The 16,069-nt window shown below is 68.1% G+C and carries 15 protein-coding genes; 7 read left to right on the forward strand and 8 right to left on the reverse strand.

Features of this window, described 5'->3' with window-relative positions; all coding sequences use genetic code 11:
* Positions 1-116: 116 nt before the first annotated feature.
* The 5 genes from AC1RLW_RS25670 to hppD all read right to left on the reverse strand — a co-directional run bounded on the left by AC1RLW_RS25670 (position 117) and on the right by hppD (position 5,738).
* The gene (locus AC1RLW_RS25670; RefSeq protein WP_493195596.1) at positions 117-1,064 is read right to left on the reverse strand and encodes an MBL fold metallo-hydrolase; all 948 of its coding nucleotides are present in this window, start codon (positions 1,062-1,064) and stop codon (positions 117-119) included.
* The gene (locus AC1RLW_RS25675) at positions 1,057-2,748 is read right to left on the reverse strand and encodes an AMP-binding protein (RefSeq protein ID WP_307697145.1); all 1,692 of its coding nucleotides are present in this window, start codon (positions 2,746-2,748) and stop codon (positions 1,057-1,059) included. The genes AC1RLW_RS25670 and AC1RLW_RS25675 overlap by 8 nt, the downstream gene beginning before the upstream one ends.
* Before the next feature lie 127 nt (positions 2,749-2,875).
* On the reverse strand, positions 2,876-3,748 hold the full coding sequence (phhA, locus tag AC1RLW_RS25680; protein ID WP_095947888.1) for a phenylalanine 4-monooxygenase: 873 nt from the start codon (positions 3,746-3,748) through the stop codon (positions 2,876-2,878).
* 20 nt (positions 3,749-3,768) lie between these two features.
* Positions 3,769-4,581 carry a transporter substrate-binding domain-containing protein gene (locus AC1RLW_RS25685; protein WP_095947889.1) on the reverse strand — a complete coding sequence of 271 codons (813 nt, stop codon included), beginning with the start codon at positions 4,579-4,581 and terminating at the stop codon, positions 3,769-3,771.
* A gap of 29 nt (positions 4,582-4,610) precedes the next feature.
* On the reverse strand, positions 4,611-5,738 hold the full coding sequence (hppD, locus tag AC1RLW_RS25690) for a 4-hydroxyphenylpyruvate dioxygenase (protein ID WP_139701335.1): 1,128 nt from the start codon (positions 5,736-5,738) through the stop codon (positions 4,611-4,613).
* Between the two features lie 156 nt (positions 5,739-5,894).
* On the opposite strand from hppD, the gene AC1RLW_RS25695 reads away from it, so the two are divergent.
* From AC1RLW_RS25695 to AC1RLW_RS25720, 6 genes are all read left to right on the forward strand, one after another.
* Positions 5,895-6,368, forward strand: coding sequence for an Lrp/AsnC family transcriptional regulator (locus tag AC1RLW_RS25695; protein ID WP_062482247.1), 474 nt, complete (start codon positions 5,895-5,897; stop codon positions 6,366-6,368).
* 109 nt (positions 6,369-6,477) lie between these two features.
* Complete coding sequence (locus tag AC1RLW_RS25700) at positions 6,478-7,206, forward strand: GNAT family N-acetyltransferase (protein WP_062482250.1); 729 nt, start codon at positions 6,478-6,480, stop codon at positions 7,204-7,206.
* A 90-nt stretch (positions 7,207-7,296) separates the two neighbouring features.
* The gene (locus tag AC1RLW_RS25705; RefSeq protein ID WP_062482253.1) at positions 7,297-8,175 is read left to right on the forward strand and encodes a CorC family transporter; all 879 of its coding nucleotides are present in this window, start codon (positions 7,297-7,299) and stop codon (positions 8,173-8,175) included.
* Positions 8,175-9,803: an apolipoprotein N-acyltransferase gene (gene lnt, locus AC1RLW_RS25710; protein ID WP_493195597.1), complete on the forward strand. Its 1,629-nt coding sequence runs from the start codon at positions 8,175-8,177 to the stop codon at positions 9,801-9,803. The genes AC1RLW_RS25705 and lnt overlap by 1 nt, the downstream gene beginning before the upstream one ends.
* A 36-nt stretch (positions 9,804-9,839) precedes the next feature.
* Positions 9,840-11,087 (forward strand): chromate efflux transporter, encoded by a 1,248-nt coding sequence (gene chrA, locus AC1RLW_RS25715; RefSeq protein ID WP_493195598.1) that lies wholly within the window; start codon positions 9,840-9,842, stop codon positions 11,085-11,087.
* Positions 11,088-11,198: 111 nt separating this feature from the next.
* The gene (locus tag AC1RLW_RS25720; RefSeq protein WP_062481776.1) at positions 11,199-12,269 is read left to right on the forward strand and encodes an asparaginase; all 1,071 of its coding nucleotides are present in this window, start codon (positions 11,199-11,201) and stop codon (positions 12,267-12,269) included.
* 7 nt (positions 12,270-12,276) lie between these two features.
* On the opposite strand, the gene AC1RLW_RS25725 is transcribed toward AC1RLW_RS25720, so the two are convergent.
* From AC1RLW_RS25725 to AC1RLW_RS25735, 3 genes are read right to left on the reverse strand one after another with little or no spacing between them, the layout of a single operon-like run.
* Positions 12,277-13,071: a phosphatase PAP2 family protein gene (locus AC1RLW_RS25725; protein ID WP_493195599.1), complete on the reverse strand. Its 795-nt coding sequence runs from the start codon at positions 13,069-13,071 to the stop codon at positions 12,277-12,279.
* Between the two features lie 53 nt (positions 13,072-13,124).
* Positions 13,125-13,952: a metallophosphoesterase family protein gene (locus tag AC1RLW_RS25730; RefSeq protein ID WP_493195600.1), complete on the reverse strand. Its 828-nt coding sequence runs from the start codon at positions 13,950-13,952 to the stop codon at positions 13,125-13,127.
* Complete coding sequence (locus AC1RLW_RS25735) at positions 13,949-14,917, reverse strand: diacylglycerol/lipid kinase family protein (protein ID WP_493195601.1); 969 nt, start codon at positions 14,915-14,917, stop codon at positions 13,949-13,951. The genes AC1RLW_RS25730 and AC1RLW_RS25735 overlap by 4 nt, the downstream gene beginning before the upstream one ends.
* Before the next feature lie 228 nt (positions 14,918-15,145).
* Between AC1RLW_RS25735 and glyQ the strand changes: the two genes are divergently transcribed.
* On the forward strand, positions 15,146-16,054 hold the full coding sequence (glyQ, locus tag AC1RLW_RS25740; protein ID WP_062481784.1) for a glycine--tRNA ligase subunit alpha: 909 nt from the start codon (positions 15,146-15,148) through the stop codon (positions 16,052-16,054).
* Positions 16,055-16,069 lie beyond the last annotated feature (15 nt).

Below are 16,069 nucleotides of genomic sequence, written 5' to 3' on the forward strand. Positions count from 1 at the left end.
AAACCCCAGTCAGCAATGACTGGGGTTTTTTGCTTTGCGCACAGCAAACGCCAAACGCATAAAAAGCGCTGACTCGAGAGAAGCAGCGCTTTTTTATTGGAGCAAACAACCGTCAATCAGGCGTTGCGAACTCCCAAAGCATCGGACTGCGCCGCGCCAACTGCAACCAGCTCTGCCAACAGATCTCCTGTCAAAGTCTCAAGCGAAGCATCCGCAAAGAATCGAGCTCGGATCCGCTCGAAATAGGGCGTCCCGCCAAGCCACGCTCCCCACTCAGCGTGCGACACCGCGTGCAGCTCCAGAAGCTTGAACTTCATCAACACCTTCATCGCATGGCGCGCGTGCTTCACAGGGGCGCGCTCCAAGCCAGACAGCCGCTTGCGCGCTGTCTGCAACGCACGCTCCACATCGGTGAAGACGCCGCCATGACCTGGAATCACCTGGCGAGGCGCTAATCTCTCGATCAAATCGAGCGTCGCCGCGATATCTCCGAATGAAGGCTCGCCCATCAGTTCGGGAAAGGCGATGCCAAACCCGTTCTCCCAGAGCGCATCCGCTGAAATCAGGGTCCGCGACACCGGGTCGAAGAGGATCACCGAATGCGGATCGTGACCCGGAGCCCCATGCACTTGCCACGCACTGTCTCCCAATAGGCATTCAGTGCCAGGCTCGAGCAGTCCGGTGAAACCAAAACGCGGACAACTTTGCCCCGTCGCAAGAAAACTCAGACCCTGCGCATCCCACCGCTCAACCAGCGCCGCCTCTCCAGGCGGAATGTCTGTCCGCAACAATGGATAACGCTGCTGCAACGCCGCGTTCCCCCCGCAGTGGTCGCTGTGCAGATGCGTGTTCAGCACCCGATCAAGCGGACGTTCGCCCAGCACCGACTCGACCAGTGCCAACGTTTGCTCGGCATGCGTGGCATAGCCGGTGTCGACCAGCGTCGTTTCCTCGACTCCGACGAAGAGAATGTTGTTCGAAGACAGCCAGCCCCGCTCGAACACGACGACATTCGCCGGCAGCCCGGCGCTGGCTCCCCCGTGGTGCCCCACGCGCTCAGGCACCGGCGCTGGTGCGCAGCTCGCGCCGCAGGATCTTCCCGACGTTGGTCTTGGGCAGCGACTCGCGGAACTCGATGTGCTTCGGCCGCTTGTAGCCGGTGAGCTGTCCGTTGCAGTACTGGAGCACGGCGTCTTCCGTCAGCGTCGGGTCCTTGCGGACCACGAAGACCTTGATGGCTTCGCCCTGCTTCTCGTCCGGCACGCCCACCGCCGCGCACTCGACGACGCCAGGGCACAGCGAAATCACGTTCTCCAGCTCGTTGGGGAACACGTTGAAACCGCTCACGAGGATCATGTCCTTCTTGCGGTCGACGATCCGGCTGTAGCCGTCTTCCTGCATCACGGCGATGTCGCCGGTGCGCATGAAGCCGTCGGCCGTGAAGGCCGCCGCCGTTTCGGCGGGCTGGTTGTAGTAACCGGTCATCACGTTCGGCCCCTTGATGCACAGCTCGCCCGCCTGGCCGATCGGCAGCGATTGGCCTTCATCGTCCTTGATCGCGATCTCAATGCTCGGCAACGGCAAGCCGATGGTGCCCGTGAACTTCGTGTTCGATACCGGGTTGTTGGTGCCGATCGCGCAGGTCTCGCTCATGCCCCAGCCTTCGATCATCGGGCAGCCGGTGGCTTCGAACCACTTGCGCGCCGTGCCTTCGGAAGCGGCCATGCCACCGGCCTGCGACACGAACAGCGTGGAGAAGTCGACCGTCTTGAACTCCGGGTGCATCAGCAGCGCATTGAACAAGGTGTTCACTGCCGGCAGCATGTGGAAGGGCCGCTTCTTCAGCACCGCGACGAACTTGTTGAAGTCGCGCGGGTTCGGAATCAGCGTCATGTGCGAGCCCTGGCGGATCACGAGCAGGCACAGGGTCAGCGCGAAGATGTGATACAGCGGCAGCGCGGCGATGCTGTTGACCTTCGCCAGGTCGCCGGCCCGCGCCAGCGCAGGCGTGAACCAGGCCTCGGCCTGCAGCGTGGCGGCCACGATGTTGCGGTGGGTCAGCACCGCGCCCTTCGACAGGCCGGTGGTGCCGCCCGTGTACTGCAGGAAGGCGATCGAATCGAGCGTGCTCTGGTCAGGCCCAAGCGTGCGCCCGCGGCCTTCGGCAATCGCCTGCTTGAACGGCGTGACCGTGCGACCGTCGCTCAGCGGCAGCTTGTAGGGCGGCACCATCTTGGCCAGATGGCGCACGGCCACCGTGATCCAGGCGCCGTACAGACCGCCGAGCAGGTCGCCCATCGCGGTCATCACCACGTGCTTGACCGGCGTGCGCTCGATCACCTGTTCGAGCGTGGCGGCAAAGTTCTCGAGGATGACGATGGCGGTGGCGCCGGAGTCCTTGAGCTGGTGCTCCAGCTCGCGCGCCGTGTACAGCGGATTGACGTTGACGCAGGTGTAGCCCGCGCGCAGCACGGCGCACATCGTGACCGCGAACTGCGGCACGTTGGGCAGCATGATCGCCACCCGCGCACCGGGCGCGAGGCCCTGCGATTGCAGCCAGGCACCCATCGCCTTCGAGAGCGTGTCGAGCTCGCCATACGACATCCAGCGCTCCATGCAGACCGAGAACGGCCGGTCCTTGTAGCGGCCGAAGGCCTCGTCGAACATGTGAGGCAGGGAGCGGTACTGCTCCGGATGAATCTCGTGCGGCACGCCGGCCGGGTAGTTCTGTCGCGCGGATGTCTGCATGCAAGCTCCTTTGGCGCGGATTGTGGGAGCCAATGCCTCCCACCCGCCAGCGGGCTTGTCCTAGGGGCGTGTGCCCGGTGTCGCGCAGGCGATAGCCGCCGTGCGCGCCCGGGTCGCTGCAATGCGATCAGGCGTTGCCGGATTCGCCCGGCAGCAGCACGCCGGCCGGGATGTCGGGCTCGACCTCGAGCGCGCGGTACAGCGGCGTGAAGTCGGGTGCCGTGAGATCGAAGAGCTGCGCGAAGTTCTCGATCACGAAGTAGTTGGCTTGGTAGGTGTCGATCTTGTACTGCGTGCGCATGGTGCGCAGCAGGTCGAGCGGGAGGCGGTGCGGCTCGGGGCTGCGCACCGCGTGCTGCAGTTCGCCGACCGAGCTCAGGATGCCGGCGCCGTAGGCGCGCAGGCCCTCGGGCTGGCGGATCAGGCCGAATTCGACCGTGTACCAGTACAGCCGCGCCAGCTTCTCGCCCGCGCCCAGCTCGTGCGCCTTGATGCCGCCCTGGCCGTAGCGCTGCACGTAGTCGGCGAAGGTGGGGTCGAACAGCATCGGCACATGGCCGAACAGGTCGTGGAACACGTCCGGCTCGACGATGTAGTCGAACTCCTCGGGCTTGCGGATCCAGTCGGTCACCGGGAACTTGCGGTTTGCCAGCAGCGTGAAGAAGGGCAGCTCGGGAATCAGCCCCGGCACCGCGACGATCTCCCAGCCGGTGGCGCGGTGCAGGCGCTCGTTGAGTTCCTCGAAGCGCGGGATGCGGTCCTTCACGCCGAGCAGCGGCAGCGCCTTGATGAAGGCATCGCAGGCCAGGCCCGTCAGCTGCGCGGCCTGGCGTTCGTACAGCCGCTTGTAGGTGTCATGGTCGGCCGCCGTGTAGCTGGCCCAGTCCTGCGGGCAGGTGTAGTCGGCTTGCACCGAACCGCCGCGCGAGTAGTCGCCGCGCGGCGGGCGATCGGAGGCGCCATAGACGGCGGGGGTGACAACGGCGGCAGGGGAATCCATGGGGCGTTCGGTTTCTCGGGTTACTTGAGCCAGCGGTCCATCACGCGCTGGAAGTCGCCGCCGGCTTGCTGCAAGTGCAGCCATTGGTCGACATACGATTTGAAAGCCACGTCGTCGCGCGGCAGCATCCAGGCCATTTCGCCGTACTGCAGCGGCTTGTCGGGGTTCACCGCGCACAGCCCGGGCTTGAGCTTCTGCTGCGTGATGGCCTCGGCCGATTCGGTGACGAACACGTCGGCGCGGTTGGCCAGGATCTCGTCGAAGATCGTGACGTTCTCGCCATGCAGCGTGAGCCTGGCCTGCTTGAAGTTGGTGCGGGCGAAGCGTTCGTTGCTGCCGCCCGGGTTGAAGATCACGCGGGTCGACGGCTGGTCGATGGCCGCCACGCTCTGGTACTTGGCCACGTCGGCGCAGCGCGCGATGGGCGTCTTGCCGTTGACCATGTAGGGCGCGCTGAAGAAGGCGCGCTTCTGGCGGTCGGTGGTCACCGACACGCCGCCCACGGCGATGTCGCACTTGCCCGCGGCCAGGTCGGGCAGCAGATTGGCCCACGTCGTCTTGACCCACTCGGGCTTGGCGCCGAGGCTGGCGCTGAAGCCCGCCATCAGGTCGACGTCGATGCCTTCGAACGAGGCGTCGGCCTTCTGGAAGCTGAAGGGCCGGTAGTCGCCCGGCGTGCAGATGCGCAGCACGGCCGCCTTCTGCACCGTGTCCAGGTGCGAGGCACCCGGGCCGGCCGCGGGCGGCGCCGAGGCGCAGCCCGAGAGCACGACAGCAGCGGCGGCTGCCGCGACGAAGGAAGTGACGACAGTCGAAGAAGACGCGTGGCGCATGCCGGGCTCCAGGGCAGTGGTGAAGCGCCTTATTTTGCGGCGCTCAGCACGCCCCGGCGCATCTGGTCGAGCTCGATGCTCTCGAACAGCGCCTTGAAGTTGCCGTTGCCGAAACCGTCGTCGCCCTTGCGCTGGATGAACTCGAAGAAGATCGGGCCCAGCTGGTTCTCGCTGAAGATCTGCAGCAGCAGCGCGTCCTTCTTGCCGTCGATCAGGATCTTGCGCTTCTTCAGCTCGGCCACGCTTTCGCCGTGCTCGGGAATGCGCTTGTCGATCAGCTCGTAGTAGGTGTCGATGGTGTCCAGCAGCGTCACGCCGTTGGCGCGCAGCGCGTCGACGCTCTCGTACAGGTTGTCCGAACCCATGGCGATGTGCTGGATGCCCTCGCCCTTGTACATGTCCAGGTACTCCTGGATCTGGCCGGCCTGTTCCTTGCCCTCTTCGTTGATCGGGATGCGGATCTTGCCGCAGGGGCTGGTCATGGCCTTGCTCTTCACGCCCGTCACCTGGCCCTCGATGTCGAAGTACTTCACTTCGCGGAAGTTGAAGAGCTTCTCGTAGAAATTGGCCCACACGTCCATGCGGCCGCGGTACACGTTGTGCGTCAGGTGGTCGATGTAGGTCAGGCCGTTGCCCTTGCGCGCCAGCGCGTCCTGCGACGACACGCCCGGCAGCGCCTCGAAGTCCACGTCGTAGAAGCCGATGTTGCCGATGTCGCCCGGCTGCGCGCCGTTCTTGCCCGGCCAGCGGTCCACCAGGTAGATCAGGCTGTCGCCGATGCCCTTGATGGCGGGGATGTTCAGCTCGCCCGGGCCGGCCTTGTCAGCGAAGCCCCAGGCGCCCAGCGCGGTGGCGCGTTCGTAGGCCTGCTTGGCGTCCTGCACGCGGAAGGCGATGGCGCACACGCTCGGGCCGTGCTCGCGCGCAAAACGCTGGGCGAACGAATCGGGCTCGGCATTCAGGATGAAGTTGATCGTGCCCTGGCGGTACAGCAGCACGTTCTTGTGACGGTGCTTGGCGATGGCCACGAAGCCCATGCGCTCGAACACCTTGCCCATCGCGACCGGATCGGGTGCCGCGTACTCGATGAATTCGAAGCCGTCGGTGCCCATCGGGTTCTCCCAGGGCGTGAAGGCGGGGGCGTCGGCGTGGCTCATGGGTGCTGTCTCCGGAAAGTGGGGAAGTTGTGCAGAAAGGAAAACAAAGGCCCGGATCCGGGCCGTGCTGCACTGTAGGGCGGAAGGCGTTCAGGTTTTCTGCGTTTCTGGGCGCCCTGGGTGGCCATGACGCAGTAAAACTGCAAAAATGACGAAATGGAAGCACTCGACAAGATAGATCGACTCATTTTGCGCATGCTGCAAGCAGACGGTCGCGCCACCTACGACCAGATCGCGGAGCAGGTCAGCCTGTCGCCCAGCGCCGTGCTGCGCCGGGTCAAGCGGCTCGAGGAGCACAAGGTCATCGACCGCTACGTGGCCCTGGTCCAGCCCGAGGCGGTCGGCCTGGGCCTCACGGCCTACCTGAACGTGCGGCTCGAAAAGCACACCGAAACCCACAAGCGCAACCCCATGGACCTGTTCCGCGCCAGTGTGCAGACCTGGCCCGAGGTGGTCGAGTGCGCGGCCCTCACCGGCGACATGGACTACCTGCTGCGCGTGGTGGTGGCCGACATGGCGCACTACAGCCGCTTCATCATGGACACCCTGTTGAAGCACCCCAGCGTCGAAGACTGCAAGACCAGCTTTGTGCTCGATCGTGTCAAAGCCACAACATCTGTGCCCGTTTAACCACAAATTGGTTGCGTAAACACCACGGACTCTGGTATCGAGTCACGAATGCGTCCAGAAAGTGTCCTTGCAGGCTTGGTGATTAAGGGAAAACCCTTACATTGGAGCCATGCTTACCGCCAAGACCCTCCTCAAAGCGTCTCTCGGCCTCGGCTCTTTCCTGAAGGCGCCGATGGTTGAGGCGCAACCGCGCGCCGTCAGCGCGCCCCCACCCGTCATGGTGCCGATCCGCTCGATCGGCCCGCGCGAGCGCGAACGCATCGCGCGCCACCTGCTGGACCTGACGCCGCACGATCGCTACCTGCGCTTCGGCTATGCCGCGGCCGACGAGCAGGTCCTGCGCTATGTCGAAGGCCTGGACTTCGACCGTGACGAACTGTTCGGCATCTACAACCGCCGCCTCGACCTGATCGCGATGGCGCACGTGGCCTACGCACCCGGCGACCAGCACAGCGACTGCGCCGAGTTCGGCGTGTCCGTGTCGTCGCACGCCCGCGGCCGCGGCTATGGCGCGCGCCTGTTCGAGCGCGCCGTGGTCGCCGCGCGCAACGAAGGCGTGGGCATGCTCTTCATCCATGCGCTGAGCGAAAACGCCGCCATGCTCAAGATCGCCCGCAACGCCGGCGCCACCGTGGTGCGCAGCGGCTCGGAGTCCGAAGCCCACCTGCAGCTGCCCACCGCCACCTTCGACAGCCGCATGAGCGAGATCGCGCTGGAGCATTACGCCGCGGTCGATTTCGCGCTCAAGAGCCGCGCCAAGCAGTTCTGGGCCTTCCTGGCGAGCCTGCAGGAAGTGCGCAGCGGCATGCGCGACGCAAGAAGCAAATCGGCCCCCTGAGCGGGCGAGGGCGGCCTATGCCGGCCGGACGGTAGAGCCTGTCATGCGCAATCCGTTATCCTTGTCTCTCTTCAACTCCGCCCTCCCGCAGTGGCCGACCCTCACCCTGAACGCGCTCCCGTTGAACGGGAAGACAAGCGTGGCTTTCTCCAGAAGCTCGCCGAATTCATCCACCCCGGCCCCGATTCGCGCGACGAGCTGATCGAAACCCTCGCCGATGCCGAGGACAACGAGGTGATCGGCGCCGAATCGCGCGTGATGCTCGAAGGCGTGCTGCGCATGGCCGACATGACGGCCGGTGACGTGATGGTCGCGGCGCCGCGCATGGACCTCGTGAACATCGACGCGCCCTTCGACGCGCTGCTGCACGCCGTGATCCAGACCGCGCACTCGCGCTTTCCGGTCTACGAGGGCGAAAAAGAAAACATCATCGGCATCCTGCTCGCGAAGGACCTGCTCAAGCTGCAGCGCGCGCCGGGCCTGAACATCCGCGCCTTGCTGCGCCCGGCCACCTTCGTGCCCGAGAGCAAGGGCCTGAACGACCTGCTGCGCGAGTTCCGCGGCAACCGCAACCACCTGGCCATCGTCATCGACGAGTTCGGCCGCGTGGCCGGCCTCATCACCATCGAGGACGTGCTCGAGCAGATCGTCGGCGAGATCGAGGACGAGTTCGACATCGCCGAGGACGAGGGCGACATCTTCGGCCTGGCCGACCACACCTACCGCGTCTCGGGCGACACGCCCATCGAGCGCGTGGCCGAGGCCTTCGGCATCGTCTTCAATGAAGAACAGCTGAGCGAAGACTTCGACACCATCGGCGGACTCATCGCGCACGAGATGGGCCACGTGCCCAAGCGCGGCGAGCACCACGCCATCGGCGGCTTCGACTTCGTCGTGCTGCACACCAAGGGCGGCGCGGTGCGCTGGTTCCGGGTGTCGCCGGCGCGCGGCGGCGACGCGGCCGACTGATGCCGGCGCCCGCAGCAGCGGCCCCGGCCCGCGTCTCGCCCACCTCTCCCCCTTCCTCCGCCGCCTCCGGGCTGCTTCGCCTGCTCGGCTTCGGCCTGGCGGGCGTGGCGCAGGCCCTGTCCATCGCCTGGCCGGGCGACGGCCGTCCGCTGTGGTGGCTGCAGCTGCTGTCGCTGGCCGGGCTGGTCTGGCTGCTCGACGGCCTGCGCGCGCAGGGCGCGGGCTGGCGCCGCGCCGGCCTGCTTGGTTGGGTGTTCGCGACCGCCTGGCTCACCGGCAGCTTCTGGTGGCTCTTCATCTCGATGCACACCTACGGCGGGCTGCCGGCGCCGCTGGCGGTGATCGCCGTGCTCGCGCTGGCGGCGGCGCTCGGGCTCTACTACGCCGTGGCCTGCGCCTGGTTCGTGGTGCGCGGGCCGGCGGGGCGCGTCGCGGGCGCCTTCGTGTTCGCCGCGCTGTGGACGCTGGCCGAGCTCGTGCGCGGCAGCTGGTTCACCGGCTTTCCCTGGGGCGCGGGTGGCTACGCCCATGTCGACGGCCCGCTGGCCGCGCTGGCACCGTGGGTCGGCGTGTACGGCATCGGCGCCGCCGCAGCACTGGCCGTGGCGCTGGTCGCGCGGCGGCTGCCGCTGCGTGGCGTGGTGCCGACGGCGCTGGCCGCGATGCTGCTCGCCGCGGTTTTCGTGCTGCCCAACGTTGTCTCGCCGCTGCCTGCCGATGCGCGCGGCGCGCAGGGCACTGCCGGCACGCTGCAGGTCGCACTGCTGCAGGGCAACATCCCGCAGGACGAGAAATTCATTCCGGGCGGCGGCATCGAAACCGCCTTGCGCTGGTACGCCGAACAGCTGCGCGACGCCAAGGCCCAACTCGTGGTCACGCCCGAAACGGCGCTGCCGCTGCTGCCGCGCCAGCTGCCCGCCGGCTACCTCGACAGCATCCAGGAACGCTACGGCCAGCCGGGCTCGCAGCAGGCCGCCATCGTCGGCCTGCCGCTCGGCGACGGGCCGGGCACCTACCGCAACGCCGTGCTCGGCTTCATGCCCGGTGGCGCGGCGCAGCCCTACGCCTACAGCAAGCACCACCTCGTGCCCTTCGGCGAATTCATTCCGCCGGGCTTTCGCTGGTTCATCCGCATGATGAGCATCCCGCTGGGCGACTTCGAGCGCGGCGGCCTCGCGCAGGCGCCCTTCGTCTGGCAGGGCCAGCGCATCGCACCCAACATCTGCTACGAAGATTTGTTCGGCGACGAGATCGGCGCGAACTTCCGCGACGAGGCCACGGCGCCGACCGTCCTGCTCAACGTCAGCAACATCGCCTGGTTCGGCGACTCGGTCGCCATCGACCAGCACCTGGCCATCTCGCGCATGCGCGCGCTCGAGTTCGCGCGGCCGATGGTGCGGTCCACCAACACCGGCGCCACGGTGGTGATCGACGCCGCGGGCCGCGTCACGCACCAGCTGCCGCGCCTCACGCGCGGCGTGCTCGAAGCGCCGGTCGAGGGTCGGCGCGGGCTCACGCCCTTCGCGCGCTGGGTCGCGCCCTTCGGCCTGTGGCCGCTGTGGATCGCGGCGCTGGCGATCGTCGCGCTCGGCGCTGTCGTCCTCCGGCCCGGGCGCAACCAGGGCTGAGCCGCACCGGCGGATGCACATTCGACGTCGTCGTTCATGAAGCACCACCACCGCCCCAAGCCCGCCGCGCCATCCGCTGTTGATGGCGCAGGCGACCTTCGCGCCAGGGGCTCGGTGCTCGAAGTCTTCCTCGCTTTCCTGAAGCTGGGCCTGACCTCCTTCGGCGGGCCGGTGGCGCACCTGGGCTACTTCCGCACGGAGTTCGTGGAGCGCCGCAAGTGGCTCGACGACAAGCGCTATTCCGACCTCGTGGCGCTGTGCCAGTTCCTGCCCGGACCCGCGAGCAGCCAGGTCGGCATCGCGCTGGGGCTCGGCCGCGCGGGCTGGGGCGGGGCGCTGGCGGCGTGGCTCGGGTTCACGCTGCCGTCCGCCGTGGCGCTCATCCTCTTTGCAGCCGGCGTCACGCACTGGGCGGGGCTGGCCCAATCGGGCGCGGTGCACGGGCTGAAGGTCGTCGCGGTGGCCGTCGTCGCGCAGGCGGTGTGGGGCATGGCGAAGTCGCTGTGCCCTGATCGGCTGCGCGCGGGTGTGGCCATCGTCGCGGCGCTGCTGGTGCTCGCGGTGCCTTCGGCCATGGGGCAGATCGCCGCCATCGTCGCCGGGGGCGTCGTCGGCCGGTGGGCGCTGCCGCCCGGCCACCTGCCCGCCGCGCAGCACCGCGACCACGGCGTGAGCAGGGCGACCGGTGCCGCGCTGCTGGGCCTGTTCGCCGCGCTGCTCGTCGCACTGCCGATGCTGGCTGCGGCGGCTGATTGGCCGCCGCTCTCCGTCATTGCGTCGTTCTACCGGTCGGGCGCGCTGGTGTTCGGCGGCGGCCACGTCGTGCTGCCCTTGCTGCAGGCGGGCGTGGTGCCGACGGGCCTGGTCTCGAACGACGTGTTCCTGGCGGGCTACGGCGCAGCGCAGGCGGTGCCGGGGCCCTTGTTCACCTTCGCGGCCTTCCTCGGCGCCGCCATGCAGGGGCCGTTCGGCGGCTGGCTGGGCGGCGGGGCGCTGCTGCTGGCCATCTTCCTGCCGGCCTTCCTGCTGGTGGCGGGCGCGCTGCCGTTCTGGGAGACGCTGCGCCAGCGCGATGCAGTCCAGCGCGCGATGGCGGGCGTCAACGCGGCGGTCGTCGGCGTGCTGCTCGCCGCGCTTTACGACCCGGTGTGGACGAGCGCCATCCACTCGAAGGCCGATTTCGGGCTGGCGCTGGCGGCGTTCGGCTTGCTGGTCTACGCGCGCCTGTCGCCGGTGTGGGTCGTCGGGCTGGCGGCGGTGGCGGGCTGGCTGCTGGCCCTCTAAGGCCGGCGCATGACCGCATGCCATGCCGGCATGCAGCGGCATGGCATGCGGGCATGGTTCATGTATCTTCCTCGCCGCCTCGAGAAATCATCCTCAAACCAAGGAGCCCGTATGTACTTTTCTACCCATTTCCGTGCCTTTGCGGCCGGTGCCGCACTGCTCGCGGCCAGCGCGCTCGCGCAGGCCCAGCAGGCGCTGCCCAACGTGGTGATCCTGGCGACCGGCGGCACCATCGCCGGCGCTGGCGCCTCGGCCGTCAACAGCGCCACCTATGCGGCCGCCAAGGTTGGCGTCGAGAAGCTGATCGCCGGCCTGCCCGAGCTGGCCAAGGTCGCCAACGTGCGCGGCGAGCAGGTGTTCCAGGTCGCATCGGAAAGCCTCACCAACGACAACCTGATGACGCTGGCCAAGCGCGTCTCGGCGCTGTCCAAGCAGTCGGACGTCGACGGCATCGTCATCACCCATGGCACCGACACGCTGGAAGAAACTGCCTACTTCCTGACGCTCACCGTGCACACCAACAAGCCGATCGTGGTGGTCGGCTCGATGCGCCCGGGCACGGCCCTGTCGGCCGACGGCGCGCTCAACCTGTACGACGCCGTGAACGTGGCGGGCAGCAAGGACGCGATGGGCAAGGGTGTGCTGGTGACGATGGGCGACAACATCGACACCGGCCGCGACGTGAGCAAGAACGTCAACATCAAGACCAGCGCGTTCTCCAGCCAGTGGGGTCCGCTGGGCATGATCGTCGAGGGCAAGAACTACTGGTTCCGCGCGCCGGTCAAGCGCCACACCACCAACTCCGAGTTCAACATCGACACCATCACCGCGCTGCCGCCGGTCGAGATCGCGATGGGCTACGAAGGCGTGTCGTCGGTGGCCATCGACGCGATCGCCAAGAGCGGCGCCAAGGCGCTGATCCACGGCGGCACGGGCAATGGTTCGGTGGCCGACCGCATCGTGCCGAACCTGCAGAAGGCTCGCACCGACGGCGTGATCGTCATTCGCAGCTCGCGCGTGCCCGACGGCTTCGTGATCCGCAACGCCGAGCAGCCCGACGACAAGTACGACTGGGTGGTGGCGCACGACCTGCGCCCGCAGAAGGCACGCATCCTGGCGATGGTGGCCTTGACCAAGACCAACAACACCAAAGAGCTTCAGCGCATCTTCTGGGAATACTGATCGACGGTCAGCGCGCGGTGCGGCGCTTGCGGTGCCGCGCGTATTCCAGGCTGCTTACGCACACCAGCAGCCAGCCCAGGCCGGTCAGCAGGCCGGCCGCGACATCGCTCGCGAAGTGCACCTGCAGGAAGATCCGGCTGCAGGCGATGGTGACGATGGCCGCCACCGCGGCCATGGCAGCCGGCACATGCCAGCGCGCCGGCAGCAGCCGCAGCGCCAGGTACAGCAGCATCCCGTAGCTCACGATCGCGCCCGCGCTGTGGCCGCTGGGAAAGCTGAAGCTCGTCTCCAGCGCCAGCCCGTGGTCGTGCACCGGCCGGGCCCGCGCAAAGATGTGCTTGAGCGCGGGGTTCAGCACCACGATGCCGCCGAGCGCGGTCACCCAGCCCAGCGCCAGCCCACGATGCGCGTTGCGCCACAGCAGCAGCGCGACCAGCCCGCACACGGGCGCGAGCAGCTGCGCGTCGCCCAGGTGCGTGAGCCAGCTGAAGCTCACGAGCGCGCCCCACGGCACATGGGCGGCGATGGCGTCGGCCAGCGCCTGGTCGGCGCGGCCCATGGTGCGGCCGTCGCCCAGGTGCGAGGCGATCCATGCAACCAGAAAAGCCGCTGCGAGGATCAGCACGAAGCCCAGTCCCAGTCCGAACGCCAGGCGCGATTCGTCAGGCTCGCCGGTGTCGGGCAGCGGATGGCGCCGTTGCAGCATCCGGCAGGCGAGGCCGGCACCGAGCACCGACACGGTCAGCGCGAGCGCGAACCAGGCCAGGGCGTGTTCGCCCAGCTGTTGTGCAAGAAGAACCAAGGGGGCTGAAGAAGAAAGAAGAAGGGTGTCCGCAGGAGGCATGCGGCGCAACCCTAAGGGGCCGTCGCGCGGCTGGCAAGCGGAAGCCGCAATAGGTCGACGCGCGTGAAGGCTTTGTCTGCCGCCGAATGGTCCCAGCGCTCGACCACGCACACGCGCTGCGCGCCGTCGCCGGACGCCTCCGCGCGCAGCACGTTCACCGAGTTCGGCGCATCCCAGCGCACGCGCGTCGACACGGCGGTGCCGGCCTGCACCGCCCAGGCCGTGGGCGGGCAGCCCGGAAAGCGCTCGTCCAGCGGGCGCACGAAAGGCAGGTGGATGTGGCCGCCGACGATCAGGTCGGCGCCCGCCGCCGTCCAGCGCGCCACCGCCGCCGCGCGCCCGTGCAGGCGGTTCTGCCGGTCTTCGGGCCGCGTCACCAGCACCGGCTGGTGCGTCACGACCACGCGCACCTGCCGGGGCGAAGCCTGTGCCAGCCGCGCCGCCACACGCTCAATCTGAGCGGGCGACACCTCGCCGTCCTCGTGCCGGTACCAGCGCGTCGTGTTGACCGTGACCACCAGCCAGTCGTCGCAGGCGAACACTGGCTCCAGGTCGGGGCCGAAGGCCTCCGTGTAGCGGCCGTAGGGCGCAAAGACGCGCGCCGCCAGCTGGAACAGCGGGATGTCGTGGTTGCCCGGAATCGCGACCACTGGCGCCGTCAGCCGCTCGGCAAAGGCGCGCGCCGCCGCGAACTGGCGGCGCGTGGCGCGCTGCGTGATGTCGCCCGACAGCAGCACCGCCTGCGGCGCCAGCGCGTGCGCCAGGCGTTCGAGCGCCTGCAGCACCTCGGGTTGTTCGGTGCCGAAGTGCGGGTCGGACACTTGCAGCAGGCAGGTCATGGCCGCGCCGCCTCCAGCTCGGGCGCGCTGTCGGGCCGCACCAGCCACAGCGGGTCGGGCGCCACGCGGAACAGCAGGGGCATGTCGACCCAGTCGATCTCGCCGTCGGTGGCGATCTTCACGCGGCGCGGCGTGCGCAGCCGGCCGGCCTTCACCGTCATCGACTCGAAGGGGAAACTCAGCACCTCGTCGGCATCGCCCAGCCGCCCGAGCGCGCCGCGCACCAGCAGCCCCGGCATCGACAGCAGGCCGACCGGCTTGAGCGCCACCGCCGTCAGCCGGCCCTGCTCGGGCGCCTCGGCGTGGTCGACGCCCGCCTGCATCAGCTGCAACGGGTTGTTGCCCACGAACAGCGTGGGCGTGCGGATGTCGCGCTCGTGGCCGTGCGAGGCGATGCGCAGCTGCCAGTGGCGATGGCGCCCGCGCAGCACCGTCAGCAGGCCCGAGTAGAAGGCGATCCAGCGGTGACGGCCGAAGCGTGCCTTGTGGCTTTCGCGCTCCTCCAGCAGGTCGGCATACAGGCCCATGCTGGCATTCACCAGAAACACGCGGTCGTTCACCAGCCCCACCTGCACGGCCCGGGGCTGCTGCGCGAGCAGCACCTGCAGCGCCTGCGCCGTGTCGCGCGGGATGCCGTGGGTGCGGCTGAAGTAGTTGAAGGTGCCCTGCGGCAGCACGCCGAAGGGGCAGCCGCTGCCCAGCGTGGCCTGGGCCACGGCGTTGATGGTGCCGTCGCCGCCCGCGGCCACCACCACGCCGCCCACGGCCCGGGCCCGTTCGACCGCTTCGCGCGCCAGCGCCTGCACGCGGCCGGGGCCGTCCACGAGGAACACGCGGTGCCGGCGGCCGTCCGCGGCAAAGGCGTCGTCGATGACCTGCCGGGCCTGCGCGGCGTCGTCGCTGCCGGAGCCGGCGTTGAGCACGATGAAAAACGGGGTGTCGGGGCCGATGTGGGGCGATGCCATGCAGTGAGAGAGGGGGAAAGCGCAGGAAAGTGCCGAAAGCGGCGGGAAACGCAAAAAAAGCGTGCGGGGCCGGGCTTTGTCCCACAGCCGCGCGAGCTGTCGCGGCAGCCGGCATCCCGAGCGGCTGTGGGAGAGATGCCCTCCCGCGAACGTAAAATCGTCGCCTTTCGCGGCGTGTGCCGCGCCACCGTCCCGTCCAATGTCCGGCCCTCGACGCCGGCCAGCTTCATGTTGACCTTCCAGCAAATCATTCTCAAACTGCAGTCGTACTGGGCCGACAAGGGCTGTGCGCTGCTGCAACCGTACGACATGGAAGTGGGCGCGGGCACCTCGCACACCGCCACCTTCCTGCGCGCGCTCGGTCCCGAGCCCTGGAAGGCCGCCTACGTGCAGCCCAGCCGCCGCCCCAAGGACGGCCGCTACGGCGAGAACCCCAACCGCCTGCAGCACTACTACCAGTACCAGGTCGTGCTCAAGCCCGCGCCCAGCAACATCCTCGAGCTCTACCTCGGCAGCCTCGAGGCCCTGGGCTTCGACCTGAAGAAGAACGACATCCGCTTCGTCGAAGACGACTGGGAGAACCCCACGCTCGGCGCCTGGGGCCTGGGCTGGGAGGTCTGGCTCAACGGCATGGAGGTGACCCAGTTCACCTACTTCCAGCAGGTCGGCGGCATCGACTGCAAGCCCATCACCGGCGAGATCACCTACGGCCTGGAGCGTCTGGCCATGTACCTGCAGGGCGTGGACAACGTCTACAACCTGACCTGGACCGACGGCCTGAGCTATGGCGACGTCTACAAGCAGAACGAGGTCGAGCAGTCGACCTACAACTTCGAGCACAGCGACGCCGAATTCCTCTTCACCGCCTTCGCCGCGCACGAGAAGCAGGCCAAGCACCTCATGACCGAGCAGCTCGCGCTGCCGGCCTACGAGCAGGTGCTCAAGGCCGCGCACAGCTTCAACCTGCTCGACGCGCGCGGCGCGATCAGCGTGACCGAGCGCGCGGCCTACATCGGCCGCATCCGCAACCTCGCGCGCAGCGTGGCGCAGAGCTACTACGACAGCCGCGAGCGCCTGGGCTTCCCGATGGCCCCGCGCGAATGGGTCGCGCAGATGCCCCCGAAGAAAGCCGCCTGAGCGATGACGACCCCC

This window comes from Variovorax sp. GW822-FHT04A09 (assembly GCF_058801005.1).

Coding starts and splice junctions, on each gene's coding strand:
- AC1RLW_RS25675 (WP_307697145.1), bottom strand. CDS start 2,748: ATGCAGACATCCGCGCGACAGAACTACCCGGCCGGCGTGCCGCACGAG.
- phhA (WP_095947888.1), bottom strand. CDS start 3,748: ATGGATTCCCCTGCCGCCGTTGTCACCCCCGCCGTCTATGGCGCCTCC.
- AC1RLW_RS25685 (WP_095947889.1), bottom strand. CDS start 4,581: ATGCGCCACGCGTCTTCTTCGACTGTCGTCACTTCCTTCGTCGCGGCA.
- hppD (WP_139701335.1), bottom strand. CDS start 5,738: ATGAGCCACGCCGACGCCCCCGCCTTCACGCCCTGGGAGAACCCGATG.
- AC1RLW_RS25695 (WP_062482247.1), top strand. CDS start 5,895: ATGGAAGCACTCGACAAGATAGATCGACTCATTTTGCGCATGCTGCAA.
- AC1RLW_RS25700 (WP_062482250.1), top strand. CDS start 6,478: ATGCTTACCGCCAAGACCCTCCTCAAAGCGTCTCTCGGCCTCGGCTCT.
- lnt (WP_493195597.1), top strand. CDS start 8,175: ATGCCGGCGCCCGCAGCAGCGGCCCCGGCCCGCGTCTCGCCCACCTCT.
- chrA (WP_493195598.1), top strand. CDS start 9,840: ATGAAGCACCACCACCGCCCCAAGCCCGCCGCGCCATCCGCTGTTGAT.
- AC1RLW_RS25720 (WP_062481776.1), top strand. CDS start 11,199: ATGTACTTTTCTACCCATTTCCGTGCCTTTGCGGCCGGTGCCGCACTG.
- AC1RLW_RS25730 (WP_493195600.1), bottom strand. CDS start 13,952: ATGACCTGCCTGCTGCAAGTGTCCGACCCGCACTTCGGCACCGAACAA.
- AC1RLW_RS25735 (WP_493195601.1), bottom strand. CDS start 14,917: ATGGCATCGCCCCACATCGGCCCCGACACCCCGTTTTTCATCGTGCTC.
- glyQ (WP_062481784.1), top strand. CDS start 15,146: ATGTTGACCTTCCAGCAAATCATTCTCAAACTGCAGTCGTACTGGGCC.